The organism is Nocardia sp. TBRC8007 (assembly GCF_056629435.1).
On the sequence record NZ_JBWSOR010000008.1, the window covers coordinates 14,284 to 34,167 of the forward strand.

Below are 19,884 nucleotides of genomic sequence, written 5' to 3' on the forward strand. Positions count from 1 at the left end.
GCGATACAGTCAACTGCGGACGATACGACGCAGCTTATCAATTCGAGGACCGATCTCCCGTTCGTGACCGTGCCCAGTGGGGTGGTAGTAGTCCACACCGATCAGTTCGTCGGGCGGGTATTGCTGAGCGAGCACGCCGTCGGTGTCATCGTGCGGATATCGGTATCCGACGGCACTGCCGAGTGCGGCCGCGCCTTGATAGTGGCCATCGCGCAGATGTGCTGGTACCGCCCCCGCCTTGCCTGCGGCGACGTCGGCCATGGCGGTATCTATCGCGGCCACCACAGCGCCGGACTTCGGAGCGGTCGCCAGGTGGATCGTGGCCTGTGCCAGCGCGAGCCTGCCTTCCGGCAGACCGACCAGCTGCACCACCTGCGCGGCGGCGGTCGCCGTCTGCAACGCCATCGGGTCGGCCATGCCGATGTCCTCGCTCGCATGAATCATCAACCTGCGTGCGATGAAGCGCGGATCCTCGCCCGCGCTCAGCATGCGGGCCAGATAGTGCAGCGCGGCGTCGACATCCGAACCGCGGATGGATTTGATGAACGCACTGGTCACGTCGTAGTGCTGGTCGCCTGCACGGTCATAGCGCACGGCGGCCCGGTCCAGGCCGGCCTCGACGAGATCTATATCAACAGTGCCGTCGGGTGCCGATTCGGCCGAGGCCTCCAATGCGGTCAGCGCCCGGCGGGCATCGCCGCCGGCGATCCGCACAATGTGATCGAGCGCGTCATCGGTGACGACGTACCGGCCGCCGAGTCCGCGCGGGTCGGTGAGCGCCCGGGTGAGTACCTGTCGGATGTCCACTTCGGTGAGCGCCCGCAATTGCAGCACCAGCGAGCGCGACAGCAGCGGCGATACCACCGAGAACGAGGGATTCTCCGTGGTCGCGGCGACCAACAGGACGATCCGGTTCTCCACCGCGGCCAGCAGCGCGTCTTGCTGGGTCCTGGAGAAACGGTGTACCTCGTCGATGAACAGCACAGTCTGCTCGCCCGCCGTCAGCCTGCGCCGTGCCGTATCGATGATCCCGCGCACCTCCTTGACCCCGGCGGAGAGAGCCGACAACGCCTCGAATCGGCGGCCGGTCGCCTGCGAAACGAGCGCGGCGAGGGTTGTCTTCCCGGTTCCTGGCGGGCCGTACAACAACACTGATGCCGCACCCGAGCCCTCGATCAACCTACGCAACGGAGAGCCGGGGCCGAGTAGATGCTGCTGCCCGACCACTTCCGCCAGTGTGGCGGGGCGCATACGCACCGCCAAGGGCGCTCCCTGGTCTCTGCGCACCACCGCGTCGATAGAGTAATCCCCGGGCACGGCGGTATCTGGCATATCGAACAAGCCATCGCTCACCAGCAGAACGTTACCGAGCTACACCAATAGCACTTCGTCCCGCTCCGACTGTCCCGCGAACACCCCGCTCCCGGCGCAGGTCTCGGATACTACTCCGCGCAGAACCGAGTTGCGTGTCATCAGTACTTCGTATGGGATCGCTACCGTGACCGAAAAATTTCTCTTTTCAGATCAGGGAGCCACCGGACGCTTCGCTCGGCGCGCTCTTCTGCGGGGCGGAGCGGCAGCAGCCACCGCTACCACAGTGTTCGGCGCCGGACACTCCGGCGCGGCGCCACCGGCGTTCCGGCACGGCGTCGCCTCGGGTGACCCGCTTCCCGGTGGCGTGATCCTCTGGACTCGTGTCACGGTCTCCGATGACGCAGTCCCTGGCTCTGGACTGGGCAACCCGGCAATAGTGCGCTGGGAGGTCGCCGCGGATGAGCGGTTCACAGCGATCACTGCTTCCGGAAGCACGACAGCCACAGCGGGTTCCGATCACACTGTCAAGATCGATGCATCCGGCCTCGCACCCGCGACAGAGTACTTCTATCGCTTCAGCGCACTGGGACAGACATCTCCGATCGGCCGCACCAGAACCGCGCCCGCTGCCGAACAGTCTCCTGGGCGCCTCCGATTGGGCGTGGTCTCCTGCGCGAACTGGGAAGCCGGATACTTCGGCGCCTACCGTCATCTGGCTGACCGCACCGACTTGGACGTGATCGTACATTTGGGCGATTACCTCTACGAATACCGCCGCGGCGAGTACGGCGGCCGCACCGGCACAGTGCGCCCGCATGAACCGGCCAACGAAATCATCAGCCTGGCCGATTACCGCATCCGGCACGGACAGTACAAGACCGACCCGGATCTACTCCGCCTGCACGCCGCAATGCCGTTCATCTGCACCTGGGACGACCATGAATTCGCGGACAACTCCTGGTCCGGCGGCGCGGCCAACCATGACCCCGCGACCGAAGGCAGCTGGAAGGACCGCCGCGCCGCCGCCACGCAGGCCTATCTGGAGTGGATGCCGGTCCGTACAGCCGGATCCGGCGCCGAAGTGCGGCTCTACCGCAGGCTCCGCTTCGGCACCTTGGCCGAACTGTCCATGCTGGATCTGCGCAGCTATCGCGACCGCGAGGCGGGCCCAGTCGCGGGCTGGCGAGTAGCCGACGACCCGGCACGCACTATCACCGGCAAGGCACAGATGGAGTGGCTGACCGCTGGCCTGGCATCCGCGCCGGTGCGGTGGAAGCTGGTCGGCAACTCGGTGATGATCGCCCCGTTGGTCTTCCCACCACTGGAACCGGCCACGACAGCGACGATCACCAGCATCATGGGCATACCTCGGTCCGGCCTGACGATAAACGGCGACCAATGGGACGGCTACACCGCCGATCGCGCCCGGTTGTTCCACGCCATCACCGAGCAGCAGATCTCCGATGTAGTTTTCCTGACCGGCGATATCCATTCCTCTTGGGCCGCGGACCTGCCCGTCGATGCGGCGAATTACCCGGGCGGCGCCACGGTGGGCACCGAATTCGTCGTTCCCTCGGTGACCTCGCTCAGCATCGGCGACATGATAGGAGCGAACACCGCGCCGATCGCGGAATCGGTCAGGGCGGTCAACCACCACCTGCGTTATGCCGAACTGGATTCCCATGGCTACGGCGTACTGGAAGTCACTGCGGAACAGGTGCAGATGGACTGGTACTACCTACTGAATGTGGCAGACCCGAATTCCGCTGTACGCTACGGGGCCTCTTTCGCCACACGTTCCGGCGGCCGGGTCGAGCAGCGCCGGACCCCGCTCAGCTGAGCTCATCGCGTGCCGGGCGGCCTATTCCGACCAGTGCTCTTCCAGCCTTGCCGAGACGTCCTCGGCGAAATCCCCGACAATATCGTCGCCCGTGCACCGCGCATCCTCCGCGAGCGCGGCCCAGCGGTTGATCAGCGCCTCCGAACGCGGCACCGACAGCCCGTGCTCCCGTGCCGCGGCGATGCGTGTGTGATCGGCGGGCAGGAACCAGTAGGTCGACAGCCACACCCAGATCAGCCGGGCCTCGAGAATGCGCTGAGCGAGCAAATCATCATCGGCCAGCGCGGGCCACACTCCCACGACCTCCGAGCGCCAGGCCTCCACCATCTGCCCGGCGCGCTCGCGCGAAAGCTCGACATCACACAGGCAACCGGGAAAAGACACCAGCACATAGGCGATGTCCAAGGTGGCATCACGGAACCCGCCCCACTCGTAATCGAGAAAGCGGGCGCCCTCTTCGTTCAAGATCACATTGTCCGGACACAGATCCGACGGGCTGAACGCGCGGAAACGTCCCGCCGAATACAGCCGGTTGCCGTGCACGATCCGCTCAGCGACCTCCTTGGGTACCTCGATACCCAATTCTCGCTGCAACAGCCCGGGCACTTCGGCGATCGCCGACTCGGCCTGCTGCGCGATGCCGTCCACCCGGTGCACCACATCGACCCGGCGTAGCAAGGCGACGAAATCCGCTTCGCGTCCGACGGTGGCGGCATGCATCCGGCCCAGCGCCTGCGCGAACGCCATCAGCGCGTTGCGGGCGACCGGTTCGGCACCGGACTGCAAGACCGTGGTCAATGGGGAATTCTCGCCGAGATCGCTGAGAATCAGCAACCGATCGGGGAGGCTGTGCGCAATCAGGTATGCGCCCGGCCGCTGTTCCCTGCTGAGCGCGGTGGTGAACTGATACGACACGGTCTCCCGGAGAAACGCGGAGTCGACGCTGGCGACACCTGGAGCCAAGCCGCCGGTCCTGTGGTCCTGCGCGGATCCACGAAGCTGCTTGAGGATCAGGGTTCGCGGTAACGAGAAAGCGTTCTCGGCTACCCGCACACGGAGGACTGTCGTCCTACCGCTACCGCTGAGCTCGATCGGATCGCTCAACTTTACCGGAGCACCCATTCGTTTTGTGAGCAACTGTTGCGCTGCGGAAACGACTTCGGCGGCGCGTTCGGCCAATAGTGCGGTCATCGCCTCTCAAGCTACTCGCATCGGGTCACTTCTAGCGAGCGGTTACACAACCTTTCCGCGTCGCTCGGCGTGTCCCCGGCACAGCCGGATGGTGAGTACCGAGTGCTTGACACCTGTGCATCCGTCGGGTTTTCTCATCGTCAACTACTGTGCGCCACATCGTAAGCCGACCAAGTGGAAGGGTTTATATGTGACCGGAACCCCGCCTCCCCCACCGGAGCGATCGGCCGGCGATACTTTCCTCCCTGGCGACGAGCGGATCGCGGCGCGACCCGAGCAGCATGCGAGCCGGGCCCCACAGAACCCGAACCCTCGGGCAGACCAGAATCACGAAGAGATGGCGGGCCACCCCGAATTCGCGGAGCACGGCCCGGCACGCCATGGCAGCGCGCATCCTCCTCCACCCACACCACACGCAGAACATAGCCAGCAAAGCGCCGAACAGAGCTGGGCCTCCGCGGGGACCGTCCCACCGCGAAAACCTGTCTACGGCTACCAACGGGCCCCGACAGGACCCGAAATACTCGACGTGGGCCGAGCGCTCGGATACGGCTGGGCGACATTCCGGGCCAATCCGGGCCCCTGGGTCGCAGTGACAGCGGTAGGCATGGTCGTCTACCTGGCGTGCCTGCTCTTCGTGCAAATCACCGAGCCGGCGACGATACTGGCGGTGCTGTTCATATTCCTTGCGGTCATGGCGGCGGTATGGCTGTTGCAAGCGGCCATGGTGCGCGGCGCACTATACGAAATCAATGGCATCCCACCTCCTTTCGGCGCGTATTTTCGCGCAGTGAACGCTGGAAATGTACTGCTTACCGCGCTACTCGCGTTCACGGCGTCGTTTCTCGGCTCGGCGCTGTTCATCCTGCCCGGTCTTGTCGTCGGCTGGCTGTGCATGTTCTCGTTGCATTTCGTCATCGATCAGGACCAGGGTCCGCTCGAAGCGCTGAAGTCCAGCTGCATGCTGGTGCTCGCCAATGCCGGGCAGACACTCCTGCTTGCCCTCGCGGTGGCAGTGCTGACCTTTCTCGGAGCACTACTGTGTGGCCTAGGCCTGCTGGTCGCGGGCCCGGTCACTGTTATGGCGGTGACCTACGCCTACGGTGTACTCACCGGTAACATACCCCCTTCTGGGTAGCATAGTGCTCGTTCGGCAGTCGGCGAGCGCGTATCGGTCCGGCACTCGGATCATTCCACCGCCGCCGATCGCTATACCGAGCCGACCACATTCATGTAAGAGCGACGGCCCCGCTCTGGTCGACGTCGACCAGAGCGGGGCCGAGGTCGCATATCAGCGGCTGCGCGCTAGGACGCGACCTCGGCGTTTACAGCCCTCGGTTCCGGCTTGGCATCCAGTCCCGCCTCCTTGCGCTGCTGCTCGGTGATCGGCGCGGGTGCTTCGGTCAGCGGGTCGACACCACCGCCGGTCTTCGGGAAGGCGATGACCTCCCGAATCGATTCCTCGCCCGCGAGCAACGCGGTGACCCGGTCCCAGCCGAAAGCAATGCCGCCGTGCGGCGGAGCCCCGAAGGCGAAAGCATCCAGCAGGAAGCCGAACTTCTCCTGCGCCTCCTCGTAACTGATACCCATCACCTCGAATACCCGCTCTTGCACATCGCGACGATGGATACGGATCGAGCCACCGCCGATCTCATTGCCGTTACAGACGATGTCGTAGGCGTAGGCCAGCGCCGAGCCCGGATCGGTGTCGAAGGTATCCAGCGACTCCGGCTTCGGTGCGGTGAACGCGTGGTGCACCGCGGTCCAGGCAGAGTGCCCCACTGCGACGTCGCCGCTCGCAGTCGCCTCAGCGGTCGGCTCGAACAGTGGCGCATCCACGATCCATACGAACGACCAAGCATCCTCGTCGATCAGTCCGACCTTGCGGGCGATCTCGACGCGCGCCGCACCGAGCAGCGCGCGCTGCGCCTTCGCGGAACCGGCCGCGAAGAACACACAGTCACCCGGTACTGCGCCGACATGCTCGGCCAAGCCCTCACGCTCAGCGGCGCTGAGATTCTTGGCGACCGGGCCACCCAGAGTGCCGTCCTCATCCACCAGGACGTAGGCCAGTCCTTTGGCGCCACGCTGCTTGGCCCACTCCTGCCAGGCGTCGAGCTGCCGCCGCGGCTGGCTTGCGCCACCTGGCATGACCACCGCACCGACGTAGGGCGCCTGGAAGACCCGGAACGGGGTGTCTGCGAAGTATCCGGTGCACTCGGTGATCTCCACTCCGAAGCGCAAGTCCGGCTTATCGGTGCCGAAACGACACATGGCCTCGGCATAGGTCATATGCGGGATCGGCGTGGCGATCTCGTAGCCGACCAGATTCCACAACGCGACCAGGATCTCTTCGGCCAGACCGATCACATCTTCCTGACGCACGAAGCTCATCTCGATGTCGAGCTGGGTGAACTCCGGCTGCCGGTCGGCACGGAAGTCCTCGTCACGGTAGCAGCGCGCGATCTGGTAGTACCGCTCGATGCCGCCGACCATAAGTAACTGCTTGAACAATTGCGGACTCTGCGGCAATGCGTAGAAGCTACCTGGCTGCAGGCGGGCGGGTACCAGGAAGTCACGCGCACCCTCCGGGGTGGATCGCGTCAGCGTAGGTGTTTCCACCTCGACGAATTCGTGGCGAGCCAGCACTTCGCGGGCGGCCGCGTTGACCTTCGAACGCAGCCGTATGGCATGCGCGGGGCCCACACGGCGCAGATCCAGATAACGATGCTGCAGACGCGCTTCCTCGCCGGGCTGCTCGTCCAACTGGAACGGCAATGGGGCGCTTTCGTTCAGCACCTCGAGCTCGGTGACGTTCACCTCGACGGTGCCGGTGGGCAGTTCTGGGTTCTCGTTGCCGCTCGGTCGCGGCTCTACGGCTCCCGTGACACGCACGCAGTACTCGGCGCGCAGCCGGTGCGCCTGTTGTGCCGGCGTCCCCTCGCGGAACACCGCCTGGGCCACACCGGAGGCATCTCTAAGATCAATGAAGATCACCCCACCGTGGTCACGTCGCCGGGCCACCCAGCCGGTGAGGGTGACGGTCTGACCGGCATGCTCGCTTCGCAGCGAACCAGCCAAGTGGGTGCGCAGCACGGGGTTCCTTTCGACGACTCCGGCACCCGAACGGTGCGACCAGGTGCGGGTCCATCGTAGTGAGACACTTCGGTGGAGCGGAAACCGAGATCACCGAGCCCGTGTCAAGCTGTATCGACAGGTGGGCGGCCTGGGCCGCGCGTCCCAACACTGCGGACAACGGAGAAAGTGACGATGACCTTCAATGAAGGCATACAGATCGACCCGGATCGGGTTTCGTCCGGTGGTCCAGGCGCGGGCGGCAAGCTCGTACTCGGTGGCGGCGCGGGTGGGCTGATCGTGCTGGTGTTGACTCTGCTGCTGAGCGGCACATCTGAACAGAGCTACACACAGCCGGACACAGTGGGCACACCGAGCCATTGCAAGACCGGTGCCGACGCCAATGAGTATCTCGACTGCCGGATAGCGCTCACCGCACAGAGCCTGGATACCGTATGGTCGGCCGAACTGCCGAAACAAACCGGCAAGCGGTACGTGCGGCCGGATGTCGTCCTCTTTTCCGGAGCTATCTCGACCGGTTGCGGCTACGCCACCAGCGCGGTGGGTCCGTTCTACTGTCCGGCCGACCGGTCCGCCTACTTCGACACCAGCTTCTTCCAGGAACTAGTGGATCGCTTCGGTTCCAGTGGTGGGCCGCTCGCACAGGAATACGTAGTGGCGCACGAGATCGGCCATCACATCCAGAACCGGCTCGGTGATATCGGGCGCGCACGACGCGATCCGCGCGGATCCGGGTCCGGCGCGGTGCGTACCGAACTTCAGGCCGATTGTTACGCAGGCATCTGGGCTCATTTCGCAGACAATCTGCCCGCGCCGGGCAGCGATCAGCCGTTCCTGGAACCATTGTCGAACACAGACATCGACGACGCGCTCTCCGCAGCCGCTGCAGTGGGCGACGATCGCATCCAACACGCTGCTCAGGGCAAGGTCGATCCCGAAGCGTGGACACATGGTTCGTCCGAGCAACGGCAGAAGTGGTTTCTCACCGGGTACGAGTCCGGCCGGATTCACGCCTGTGACACATATTCAGCGCGGGATCTGAACAACCCACCCGGATTGCGATAACGACGGATTCGGCAGGTCGAGCCCCCCCGCGGAGGTAGACCTGTGGTATCCAGCGGTGGTGCGTCCGCTTTCCGGTGCGCATGGCCATGCGCACCGGAAAGTACCCAAGATTCTTGCGCTGGGCTAGAACTGGTCTTGTTCGTAGTCCGAGCTGATGATCTCGTCGGGATGCGTCGCGCCGATGACATCCGGCGTGGATTCCCCCAACGGACCGGTGAGGTTGTTGTCGTTGCCGTGCGAACTAGAGTAGGGCCGCACCGTACGCGAATGTTCCTCGTCATTGTTCCGCTGCCCCGCCGCCGCGCCCGGACCACCCAAAAAGCCGTTGCCACTGGATGAGGTGGTGCCTGGCGTAGCAGTGCCGAACGAGGTACCCGCACCGAACGGCGCGGACCCGGCACCGAACGACATGCCGGGAATGCCACCGAGTGGGCGGATCGGCGCAACAACGGCGGCCCCGGGCAGACCCACGAGTTTGGGCGCCGAAGTCACACCCGGAGTTCCCGTTCGGCCCGATACGCTCGAGGAACCAGGGGTACCCGATCCACCCGGACCGATCGGAACTCCGGACGACACACCGTGGTTCGTACCCGGAGCCTGTGCAGTCTGCACCGATGCCGGCGTGGTCGTCGGGCTCGGCGACCCTGGTACGGCAGAGTCCAGGCTCGCGGCCTTGGTCGTGGTGTCCACCACGCTCGACTGAACCTGTTCCAACACCGGCTGACCGATATTGCGCATCAACGTCTGTACGACTTCCTGCGGCGCAGGCCCTCCACCCGGCGCAACCAGCTGCTGTACCAAACCGCCGAGTTCGGCGGTCTTGCCTGCCAGATCCCCGCGGGTAGCGTTGACCACGCTGACCGCTCGACCGAGATGTTGAGTGGCCGAAGCGACAAGCGCCGCTTGCGCGGGCGGGGTCAGGATCGCAGGGGCAAGCGCGGTCGCCTCGCTGGCGAATGAGGCAGCGATGCTGAGCAGCTGCGCATTGCCCTGCTGCACTACCGCGGCGGCGCGCTGGGTCAGCTCGGAGATATCGATGCCGCGCTGACTTGCCTCCTGGCCCTCGATATTCGCCTGCCTGCTCGCGGCCTGGGCATTACGAGCTGCTTGACTCTGCCACAGCTCGTCGACCGCGACCATGCTGCCCCGGCCCACCTGCATGGCGATCTCGATGATCCGGGAGGACTTGTCGAGGAGCGCGGTCGGGTCGAACGCACCGATGATGCCGCTGCCGAAACTGCCGAGCAAGTCCAGGATCGGCTTGATCAGCAGGTCCACACCGGGCAACGCGGGCAACGCGATCCCCTGTAGCAATGCGGCGACCGGATCGGCGGGCAATGGCGGCAACGCCGCCATAGCCGGGGCCGGGGGCATCGCGGTGGCGAGCGCACCGCCCAGCGCGGCACCGGCCTGAACGAACGCCGCACCAGCCTGGTCGAACGCCGCACCAGCCTGGACAAGCGCGGTGCCAGCCTGGTCGAACGCCGCACCAGCCTGATGGAATGCGGTGACCACTGGCGCGGCGAACTGGTCGGCCATCGTGTTCACCTCACCGAGCAGCGCCGATGCCTCCTGCGGTAGACCGGGCGGATCTCCCGCGCTCGGCGAGCCGTTCAGTCCAGGCAGGCCCGCGGGAATCGCACCGGTCGATTGCTGGTCCTCGGCGATCTTGCGTGACAACAAGAAAGCGGGCGGCTCGATCGGTGGCATTCCTTCGGGGAGCTGCGGCAACGGCAGGTCGAGTACCGCCCCGATCGGCGAGTCCTGCAGCGCATCCAGCACCGTCGGACGGCCGATGGCCTCGTCCGGCCCGGTCACTGGCTCTCTGACCTGCTCTGTCGGAGCGATGACACCGCTGTCCAGTTGCCTCATGGCGCGCCGCCGATCCGGCCGGTAGCCGCCCCGAGCGCGCCTGCGTTGGTCGCGTCGACGGCGTCGTAGGCCGCGGCGGCACTGAACGCCGACTCCGATAGCTCGGCGTACTTGGCCGACAAATCGTTGATGTCCTTGGCCTGCAGTACCTGCGCCGCGGCGAACATCGCCAGATAGTCGGCACCGATCAAACCGAATACCGGAACCAAGGCGGACACTTGCTGCATCGCGTCGATATTGCCCGCTCCCGCGAGATCACCGGCGATGCCCGCGTTCGTAGCGGCGAACCCTCGGACCGCTTCGGTCTCTACCGAGAGATGTTTCATCGAGCCTCCCCCCGAATCGTTGTGCATGTCTGCATCGTTGTGCATGTCTGCATCAGAATATCTGCGTTATGAATGCCGTCGCAGCCGCCCGTTGTCGACCCAATCAGCAAGGGCCGCAACGGCTGGGCTCAATATAGCGGACAGCACCGTCCTGTTTCGACCCGGAGTGCGCCGGACAGCGAGGAATCCTTGGCAAATCAGAACCTGTTGCTAATTAGAACAAGTTCTATATTCTCTCTTTTATGAAGGTCGCAGTGACCGGCGCAGCCGGCTACCTTGGCACAAATCTGCTCCGTCTCCTCGCCGAGCGTGGCCACCAGGTGACTGCCATCGATCGGGACGTCCCCGATGAGAAAACAGCGAGAACAGCACCGAACGTCACTTGGGTGCGCGGCGATGTCCTCGATCCTCGGTCGATGCGTACCGCACTGAACGGCGCCGAGATGGTGTATCACTTGGTCGCGGTGATCACCCTCGCCGAAAAGAACGACCTCGCCTGGCGGGTGAACACCGAGGGCGTACGCGTGGTCGCCGAAGCGGCACTGGCTGTCGGCGCACGTCGTATGGTGCACACCAGCTCCATCCACGCCTTCGATCAGTACAGTTGCGGTGGCCGGATCGATGAGAGCGCCTTGCGGTCGACCGACCCTCGGCTACCGGTCTACGACCGTTCGAAATGGGCGGGCGAGGTGGCGTTGCGTACCGTGATCGACCAGGGCCTGGACGCGGTTCTGTGCAATCCGACCGGTGTGTTCGGCCCCCCGGATCACAGCAAGCCGCTGTCCCGCATCAACCGGACACTCGAGGAAGCGGCGCGGGGGTGGATACCCGTCATGATCGGCGGCGGCTTCGACCTCGTCGACGTGCGTGACGTCGCCGAAGGCCTGCTCTTGGCCGGTGAGCGGGGCCGAGTCGGTGAGAACTACTTGCTCGGCGGATCGATGATATCGATGCTCGAGCTGTGCCGGATCGCCGCTGCCCACGGCGGCAAGCAGGGTCCCAAGTTCGCCATCCCCCCGAAACTCATATCCGGTCTCATCCCGTTACTCGCGCCGATCGGCAGATTATTCGACTCCGACATCGTCTCCAAGGCCGCGCTCGGCGCGCTGATCTCCGCGCCCATCGTGGATCACGGCAAGGCCGAGCGCGAACTCGGCTACCGGCCGCGCCCACTCGATGAAACCGTTCGTGACCTGATTGCCTTCTTCAATGATCCGGCTCGGCACGATCCACCCGCTATCAGGCGGATCGCGTGACAGCTGCGGCAACCCCGAGTCGACCACACTGGGTCGCCGCTGCAGTCGGCGCCATCACTTCGACACGCGCAGTAGATCACCGTCTCGATCCGGCTACCCGCGCGGATCGATCAGCTACCGGCCATACCCGAGCCGACACCGGGCAAGCTCGCCGAACCGAGGATGCGGCAGGATCGGACGCCCATCCCTGGCCGGCGATAGACGTGTTCAGGCGACCGCGACCACCGAATCGCAGTGGGTCGTGTTCTCCGCGGGCACACACTACAGCCAACGGGGTAGTTTGGCGATAACACCTCACTGCAACGAGGAAGTGAAGCAAGCATATGGTTTCACACCCCAATGATGTCGCCACTGCGAAGCTGGAGAAGGTTGTCATTCGGTTCGCCGGAGATTCCGGCGACGGCATGCAGCTGACTGGCGATCGCTTCACTCATGAGGCCGCCGCCTTCGGCAATGACCTGGCCACTCAGCCCAATTTCCCAGCAGAAATCAGAGCGCCGCAGGGCACCTTGCCCGGCGTCTCGTCATTCCAGATCCAAATCGCCGACTACGACGTCCTCACCGCAGGCGACCATCCCGATGTGCTGGTCGCAATGAACCCCGCCGCGCTCAAGGCGAACTTGGACGACCTCCCGCACGGCGCCACCGTCATCGTGAACACTGACGAGTTCACCACCCGCGCCCTCGCCAAGGTCGGCTATTCCGCAGATCCGCTGACCGACGACACCCTGTCCGATTTCGCAGTCCACCAAGTGCCGATGACCTCACTCACTCTGGGTGCCACCGAGTCGACCGGAGTGGGTAAGAAAGATGCCCAACGTGCGAAGAACATGTTCGCACTCGGGCTGCTGTCCTGGATGTATGGGCGTTCGATCGGCGGAACCGAACAGTTCATGCGAGAGAAGTTCGCCACCAGGCCGGAGATCGCCGAGGCCAACGTGCTTGCCTTTCGAGCGGGCTGGAACTATGGCGAGACCACCGAGAGCTTCGCCACTACTTACCAGATCGCACCAGCGGAACTACCCGCGGGCACCTATCGCCAGATCACCGGCAACACCGCGCTCGCCTATGGTCTGATTACCGCCGGGCAACTCGCAGAACTGCCGGTCTTCCTCGGCACCTACCCCATCACGCCTGCCTCGGATATCCTGCACGAGCTGAGCAAACACAAGAACTTCGGTGTCACGACCTTCCAAGCCGAAGACGAGATCGCCGGAATCGGAGCAGCGCTGGGCGCTTCGCTCGGCGGCGCGCTCGGGATCACCAGTACCTCCGGCCCCGGCCTAGCGTTGAAGAGCGAAACCATCGGCCTCGCGGTGATGACAGAGCTGCCGTTGATCGTGATCGATGTACAGCGCGGTGGGCCGTCCACCGGCCTGCCGACCAAAACAGAGCAGGCCGATTTGCTGCAAGCACTCTTCGGACGTAACGGCGAATCACCGGTGGCGGTGCTCGCACCGTGTTCGCCTGCCGACTGCTTCGCCACTGCGGTGGAGGCGGCACGGATCGCACTCACCTACCGCACCCCAGTGGTCTTGCTATCCGACGGCGCGATCGCGAACGGCTCGGAGCCGTGGGCGATTCCAGATGTCGCGCGACTGGACCGGATCGATCCGGCATTCGAGTCGGAGGGGGAGGAAAACAGCCCGTTCCAGCCGTATTCTCGCGATCCCGACACACTGGCGCGCCCCTTCGCCGTTCCTGGCACCCGCGGACGCACGCACCGTATCGGCGGACTGGAAAAGGCGGACGGCAGTGGCAACATCTCTTACGATCCGGCCAACCACGACCTCATGGTTCGTCTGCGCCAAGCTAAAATCGATGGTATCGATGTGCCCGATCTCGAGGTGGACGACCCGACAGGCGCGGCCGAAATGTTGCTGATCGGCTGGGGCAGCTCCTACGGCCCGATCGGTGAGGCGTGCCGTCGCGCGCGCCGCCGAGGAGTACCGGTCGCTCGAGTGCACCTGAGACATCTGAATCCGTTGCCCGCTAATCTCGGTGACATACTGCGCCGCTACCGTCTCGTAGTCGCGCCGGAAATGAACAGCGGTCAGCTGGCGATGCTGCTGCGCGCGAAGTACCTGGTCGATGTGCAACCCTGGACCAAGATCGCAGGCACTGCGTTCTCCGTCCAGGAAGTAGTCGGGGTCATCGATGCGGCGCTGGACGGATCGCTAGAGGAGATGGAAAGGGACAAGGTCTTCGCCGCGCGGGCGCGGGCCACCTATCGCACAGCCAGAGGTGATGCATGACCATCGTGGAAACCTCACTCACCGGTACCGATCTCGGTCTGACCGGGGTGTCGGAAGTGCCCCTCGCGGACGGACCGCAGAAGGCGAAGGACTTCACCTCCGATCAGGAGGTGCGCTGGTGCCCCGGATGCGGCGACTATGTGATCTTGGCAACAATCCGTGGCTTCCTCGCCGAGCTCGGCATACGCAGGGAGAATCTGATGTTCGTCTCCGGAATCGGCTGCTCCAGCCGATTTCCCTACTACCTGGAGGCGTACGGCATTCATTCCATCCACGGTCGTGCGCCCGCGATCGCAACCGGCCTCGCGGTCAGTCGGCCCGATCTTTCGGTCTGGGTGGTGACCGGTGACGGCGACGCACTGTCCATCGGGGGCAATCACCTCATTCATGCCTTGCGTCGCAATGTGAACATGACGATCCTGCTGTTCAACAATCGGATCTACGGCCTGACCAAGGGGCAGTACTCCCCGACCTCGGAACAGGGCAAAATTACCAAGTCCACCCCGATGGGATCGGTGGACCATCCGTTCGACCCCCTCTCGGTGGCGCTCGGCGCGGAGGCAACCTTCGCTGCTCGCGCACTCGATTCCGATCGCGCCGGACTCACCGCGGTGCTCCGCGCCGCCGCCGAGCACCGCGGCACGTCGTTCGTGGAGATCCTGCAGGACTGTCCGATCTTCAATGACGGCTCGTTCGATATGTTGCGCCGGGAGAATGCCGCCAACCACCTCATCCCGCTGCTGCACGGTCAGCCCATCCGCTTCGGCACCGAGGGCGAATTCGCGGTAGTCCGCCACGGCTTCGGACTCGCGACGGTGCGCACCGACAGCGTCGCGGAGTCCGACATCGTCGTGCACGATATACACACCAAGGGCCCAGAGTACGCTTACGCACTGTCGCGACTGTCCGACCAAGATCTCGGCCACGTCGCCACCGGCATCTTCCGCAGCGTAGCGCGGCCGACCTACGACGACACAGTGCGCAACCAGGTCGAGGTGGCCCGCACAAACGAACCGATCGATCCGGAATCGCTGCAGTCCCTGCTCACCGGGACGGAAATCTGGACGGTCGAGTAGCGGACGGGGCGAAATCGGCGCCACGAGCGACCGGATACCGAGACAGCCGACGAACAGTTCAGCCGCGCTTGACGAAGCCGAGGTCGATAACGGCATCCCGTTCGAGCACGAGCTCGGCGACCGAGGCATCGATCCGGGTGCGTGCGAACTCGTCGATAGCCAGATCCGGCACGATCGTGTACGTGCCGCCCGCACAGGTAACCGGGAACGAGCTGATCAACCCCTCTGGCACGCCGTAGGAGCCGTCCGAGGGGACGGCCATGGAGACCCAGTCACCCTGCCGGGTGCCATGCACCCAGTCGTGGATATGGTCGATCGCCGCTCCTGCCGCACTGGCCGCGGAAGAGGCGCCACGGGCCTGGATGATCGCGGTACCACGCTGTTGCACGGTCGGAATGAACTCCTCGGTCAGCCATACCTTCTCACCGAGGAGTTCGAGGGCAGGGCGACCACCTACGGTGGCATGCGCGATGTCCGGATACTGCGTCGCGGAGTGATTGCCCCAGATCGTGACCCGCGCGATATTTGCAACGGGCGCGCCGGTCTTCGCGGCCAGTTGCGCAAGAGCGCGATTGTGATCGAGGCGAGTCAACGCGGTGAACCGCTCGGCAGGAACGTCAGGTGCGTTGTTCATCGCGATGAACGCGTTGGTATTGGCCGGATTCCCGATCACGAGCACCTTCACCTCGTCCGCGGCGGTGGCGTTGATCGCCGCGCCTTGCTCGGTGAAGATCGCTCCATTGGCCGCGAGCAGATCCGAACGCTCCATCCCCACGGTGCGCGGGCGGGCCCCGACCAGCAGTGCGATCTCGGCACCCGCGAAGCCGACCCACGGATCCGCGCTGATGTCGATGGACTCCAGCAGCGGAAAAGCACCGTCCTCCAGTTCCATGGCGACGCCTTCCAGCGCTACCACCGCGGAGGGCACCTCGAGCAACCGCAACCGCACCGGCGTATCCGGGCCGAGCATCGCGCCCGAGGCGATCCGGAACAGCAAGCCGTACGCGATCTGGCCCGCGCCCCCGGTCACGGTGACAGTGACGGCTGCGGACCCAGCGGCGGTGCTCACGACGAACTCCTTGCAGTCGATGGACTCTTATCGCCCACCCTATCGACTCTCACCGCCCACGAATCCCCACGGTGAGCTACGTGACAATGGTCGGTGCGCGAGCCACTCCGGTTCCCGATCGTGCCACCGGTCAGCACACCAGGATCAGCTCGGGTCCGCGATCCCACTGCCGGCCAGCACAATCGGCGATACCGCATCCTTGGCCTGCGCCAACTGCATGGCGCGATACAGTGGCCGGTCCTGCGCCCGCGCTATCCGGCTAGCGACTCCTGGATCACTTCGATCGCGTCGGGCAGCGGAACTCGGCGTTGTGCACCGGTCTGCATATCCTTGAGCCCGATAACGCCCTCCGCGAGATCGCGATCGCCGAGCACCAGGGCGAACTTCGACCTGGACCGGTCCGCGGCTTTCATCGCGCCCTTCACACCGCGCCCACCATAGGCGAGGTCGACCCGGACCCCCGCTGCCCGGAGCTGTGCGGCCAACACGACCAGCCGCTGCTTGGCGGCATCACCCAGCGGGACTCCGAATACCTCGCAGCGCGCCGGATCGCCCGCCGACTTCCCTTCGGCGGCCAACGCCAGCATGGTGCGGTCGACGCCGAGACCGAAACCGATTCCCGACAACGGCTGCCCGCCGAGGTCGGCCATCAGCCCATCGTAACGACCGCCGCCGCCGATGCCGGACTGCGCGCCGAGACCGTCGTGCACGAACTCGAATGTAGTCTTGGTGTAGTAGTCGAGCCCACGCACCATACGCGGGTTCACCACGTAGGGGATGCCGAGGGCATCCAGGTGGCCGAGCACCTGCTCGAAGTGCGCCTTCGCCGACTCCGACAAGTGGTCGAGCATCAACGGCGCGGCCGCAGTCATCGCCCGTATCTCGGGACGTTTGTCGTCCAGGACGCGCAGCGGATTGAGCCGGGCGCGCCGCTCGGTCTCCGCGTCCAGCGGCAGTTCGAGCAGGAATTCCCGCAACAATTCCCGATACCGCGGGCGACAGGTCTGATCACCCAACGAGGTGATCTCCAGCCGGAAACCGTCGAGGCCGAGCCCACGGAATCCAGCATCGGCGACAGCGATCACCTCGGCGTCCAACGCCGGATCATCGACCCCGATCGCCTCGATCCCGACCTGCTGCAACTGCCGGTATCGGCCGGCCTGCGGGCGCTCGTAGCGGAAGAACGGTCCGGCGTAACTCAGCTTCACCGGCAGCTGGCCCCGGTCGAGACCGTGCTCGATGACCGCGCGCATCACCCCGGCGGTTCCTTCTGGACGCAGCGTGACACTGCGATCGCCCCGGTCGGGAAAGGTGTACATCTCCTTGGTGACCACGTCGGTCGACTCGCCGACACCGCGAGCGAACAGGCCCGTGTCTTCGAAAACCGGCAGCTCGATGTGCCCGTACCCAGCCAATCTGGCGGCATGCAGCAGACCGTCGCGCACCGCGACGAACTCGGCCGAGCCGGGTGGCACATAGTCCGGTACCCCCTTCGGGGCAGAAAAGCTGCTGGTCTTGGTCACGATGCTCCAGTTTTCACCACTGCGGCCCGAGAAGTCCAACCGGTTTGCCGAACCACCCTGGGAATGGATGCGGAACAGTCTCAGAAAGAGATGGCACACTCGTATCCCGATGCACCCGGATAGAGGAGGAACGCGGTAGTGCCGAGCAACCAACAGCGACGAGCAACGGCGAAACGCAAGCTGGAACGTCAGCTCGCCAACCGGGCACAGCGGGCACGTAGGCGTAAGCAACTCACCATCGCCGGATCAGCACTCGGCGTCGTCGTAGCGGTCGCGGCCGCCACGGGGATCTACCTGCTGACCCGCGGCGAGGGCAGCAGCGCCAACTCCGCCGACGCCTCGGCATCCGCCACCCCTACCGACACCGTCACCGCTGCCGCGCCTCCCTCCCTGAAAGCCAAGCCCGCGACCGTCGATTGTCACTATCGCAAAAGTAACCAGCCCGCCGCCAAACCCGTGGACGAGCCGAAGACCAACGGCATCCCGACTACCGGCGCCAACGCCACGGTCAGTATGAGCATGGAGACCAATCACGGTCCGCTCGGCCTGACCTTGAACAACGCCGAGTCGCCGTGCACGGTGAACAACTTTGTCAGCCTGGCCACACAGAATTACTTCGACGGCACCAAATGCCACCGGATGACCGCGAACGATGGCCTCAAAGTCCTGCAGTGCGGCGACCCGACCGCTACCGGAACAGGCGGACCCGGTTACGCATTCGACAACGAATACCCGACCGATCAATACGCCCCAGGCGATCCGGCGGCCACCATGCCGATCCTGTACAAGCGCGGCGTCCTGGCCATGGCCAACAGCGGTCCCGGCACCAATGGCAGTCAGTTCTTCATCGTCTACGCGGATTCGCAGCTGCCACCGCAGTACACGATCTTCGGCACGGTGGACGACAATAGCCTCGGCACACTCGACACCATCGCCAAGCTCGGTCAGGACAACTCCAATGGACCTGGTGACGGCAAGCCCAAGCAGCCGGTCGTCATCGAATCGGTGCGCCTCGATCGCTGACCATCGGTGGTATGCCAGGAACCGGTCAGTCGAGCGAGAAGAAGCGAATTCTCGCCATCGAGATACCCCCTAGGTCCGAGAGCATCCGGCACATTTCCGTCCTACGCCGTAAATGTGCGATATATGCTGATGCCCAGCATGCCTACGCGATTGCGTCCGGCATGCGCCGGGTAATCTCGACCCAAGCGGTTCCTGCGGCGTAACCCCCGCAACAGGCAATTCCCGTTGAGGTACCGTGCCACACACCGCGGGTACCGCGGTCCTTGCGCGAGACCCGCTGCGGGGGGACTACAGTTCGCCTGGCAGCATCCGTGGCCGAGCACCACAATCAACCATAGTGATCACCGCAGCATCGGGGAGCAGCCATGTCCGAGGAACTGGACGACATCGGCCGGGAAACCGCGGCCATGATGAGGACAATGTTGCAGCTTGCGACGCTCGTCGCTCTGCGGGCCCGCGAGCGTGGTCAGAAAGAGGCCGAAGCGCGTGTCAAGCTCACCGAAGCGCGCCTGAAAGAGGCCAGAGAGATGCAAGTTCGCGAGGCCCGCGAGGCAAAGGCCAAGGATCCACGGAATATCGAGCTGGCCCGGCTGGTCGAGAAGCCGAGCACGGACCGGGGGGTGTCCTTGGAGAAAGACCGCTTCTCAGCGCAATCCGAGTCCATGGACATAGTCGCCAATGCCGTGACCGACGCCCCACCGGCCGTGCAATACGATTCCACGGAACGCCGCTCCGCCCTCGCCGCGCATCTCGCCCGAATGGGTATCGCGCCGGAGTTGGCCGAGGTGCGGATGCTGACCGAAATCGGGCAGGCGCAGCCACCGGGCGAGGCCGTACGCACCCGCCCCGACCAAGCGCCCGTCGTCACCAGAGCACGAGAGCAGGAATCCCGCGGCCTGGAACGCACAAGGTAATCGAGTCGCGGGTGCCCGCTGGATTTCCCAGCGGGCGTTCCGCTTTCCGCGGGCCTGTACGAGC

15 protein-coding genes are annotated in these 19,884 nt (G+C 64.8%); 8 read left to right on the forward strand and 7 right to left on the reverse strand.

From position 1 onward, the window contains the following. Nucleotides 1-9 precede the first annotated feature (9 nt). Nucleotides 10-1,332 (reverse strand): replication-associated recombination protein A, encoded by a 1,323-nt coding sequence (locus tag ACX4ZE_RS09920; protein ID WP_480273182.1) that lies wholly within the window; start codon nt 1,330-1,332, stop codon nt 10-12. Nucleotides 1,333-1,498: 166 nt separating this feature from the next. Between ACX4ZE_RS09920 and ACX4ZE_RS09925 the strand changes: the two genes are divergently transcribed. After that, nucleotides 1,499-3,154 carry an alkaline phosphatase D family protein gene (locus ACX4ZE_RS09925; RefSeq protein WP_480273054.1) on the forward strand — a complete coding sequence of 552 codons (1,656 nt, stop codon included), beginning with the start codon at nt 1,499-1,501 and terminating at the stop codon, nt 3,152-3,154. Between the two features lie 21 nt (nt 3,155-3,175). On the opposite strand, the gene ACX4ZE_RS09930 is transcribed toward ACX4ZE_RS09925, so the two are convergent. Continuing rightward, entirely contained in the window at nt 3,176-4,345 is a 1,170-nt protein-coding gene (locus ACX4ZE_RS09930) for a phosphotransferase family protein (protein ID WP_480273055.1), read from the reverse strand. Nucleotides 4,346-4,535: 190 nt separating this feature from the next. Here ACX4ZE_RS09930 and ACX4ZE_RS09935 point away from each other — a divergent pair, with 190 nt between their 5' ends. Further along, nucleotides 4,536-5,483 (forward strand): DUF2189 domain-containing protein, encoded by a 948-nt coding sequence (locus tag ACX4ZE_RS09935; protein ID WP_480273056.1) that lies wholly within the window; start codon nt 4,536-4,538, stop codon nt 5,481-5,483. A gap of 167 nt (nt 5,484-5,650) precedes the next feature. Here the strand turns inward: ACX4ZE_RS09935 and aspS are convergent, their stop codons facing one another. Further along, entirely contained in the window at nt 5,651-7,441 is a 1,791-nt protein-coding gene (gene aspS / locus ACX4ZE_RS09940; protein ID WP_480273057.1) for an aspartate--tRNA ligase, read from the reverse strand. 174 nt (nt 7,442-7,615) lie between these two features. Between aspS and ypfJ the strand changes: the two genes are divergently transcribed. Beyond that, the gene (gene ypfJ / locus ACX4ZE_RS09945; RefSeq protein ID WP_480273058.1) at nt 7,616-8,506 is read left to right on the forward strand and encodes a KPN_02809 family neutral zinc metallopeptidase; all 891 of its coding nucleotides are present in this window, start codon (nt 7,616-7,618) and stop codon (nt 8,504-8,506) included. A gap of 123 nt (nt 8,507-8,629) precedes the next feature. Here the strand turns inward: ypfJ and ACX4ZE_RS09950 are convergent, their stop codons facing one another. Beyond that, entirely contained in the window at nt 8,630-10,378 is a 1,749-nt protein-coding gene (locus ACX4ZE_RS09950; protein WP_480273059.1) for a hypothetical protein, read from the reverse strand. After that, a complete protein-coding gene (locus tag ACX4ZE_RS09955; RefSeq protein ID WP_480273060.1) occupies nt 10,375-10,704 on the reverse strand; it encodes a type VII secretion target in 330 nt (109 codons plus the stop codon). Before ACX4ZE_RS09955 ends, ACX4ZE_RS09950 begins: the two co-directional genes overlap by 4 nt. A 242-nt stretch (nt 10,705-10,946) precedes the next feature. Between ACX4ZE_RS09955 and ACX4ZE_RS09960 the strand changes: the two genes are divergently transcribed. From ACX4ZE_RS09960 to ACX4ZE_RS09970, 3 genes are all read left to right on the forward strand, one after another. Continuing rightward, nucleotides 10,947-11,960, forward strand: a complete 1,014-nt coding sequence (locus ACX4ZE_RS09960) for an NAD-dependent epimerase/dehydratase family protein (RefSeq protein WP_480273061.1) — start codon at nt 10,947-10,949, stop codon at nt 11,958-11,960. Nucleotides 11,961-12,283: 323 nt separating this feature from the next. Beyond that, on the forward strand, nt 12,284-14,215 hold the full coding sequence (locus ACX4ZE_RS09965; RefSeq protein ID WP_480273062.1) for a 2-oxoacid:acceptor oxidoreductase subunit alpha: 1,932 nt from the start codon (nt 12,284-12,286) through the stop codon (nt 14,213-14,215). Further along, nucleotides 14,212-15,291, forward strand: coding sequence for a 2-oxoacid:ferredoxin oxidoreductase subunit beta (locus tag ACX4ZE_RS09970; RefSeq protein WP_480273063.1), 1,080 nt, complete (start codon nt 14,212-14,214; stop codon nt 15,289-15,291). Before ACX4ZE_RS09965 ends, ACX4ZE_RS09970 begins: the two co-directional genes overlap by 4 nt. Nucleotides 15,292-15,349: 58 nt before the next feature. Here ACX4ZE_RS09970 and ACX4ZE_RS09975 read toward each other — a convergent pair whose 3' ends face one another. Then, nucleotides 15,350-16,360, reverse strand: a complete 1,011-nt coding sequence (locus ACX4ZE_RS09975; RefSeq protein ID WP_480273064.1) for a malate dehydrogenase — start codon at nt 16,358-16,360, stop codon at nt 15,350-15,352. A gap of 251 nt (nt 16,361-16,611) precedes the next feature. Then, a complete protein-coding gene (hisS, locus tag ACX4ZE_RS09980) occupies nt 16,612-17,883 on the reverse strand; it encodes a histidine--tRNA ligase (RefSeq protein WP_480273065.1) in 1,272 nt (423 codons plus the stop codon). A 138-nt stretch (nt 17,884-18,021) separates the two neighbouring features. Between hisS and ACX4ZE_RS09985 the strand changes: the two genes are divergently transcribed. Continuing rightward, nucleotides 18,022-18,906 carry a peptidylprolyl isomerase gene (locus tag ACX4ZE_RS09985; protein ID WP_480273066.1) on the forward strand — a complete coding sequence of 295 codons (885 nt, stop codon included), beginning with the start codon at nt 18,022-18,024 and terminating at the stop codon, nt 18,904-18,906. Nucleotides 18,907-19,271: 365 nt separating this feature from the next. Further along, complete coding sequence (locus ACX4ZE_RS09990) at nt 19,272-19,820, forward strand: hypothetical protein (RefSeq protein WP_480273067.1); 549 nt, start codon at nt 19,272-19,274, stop codon at nt 19,818-19,820. The last annotated feature ends 64 nt before the right edge of the window (nt 19,821-19,884 follow it).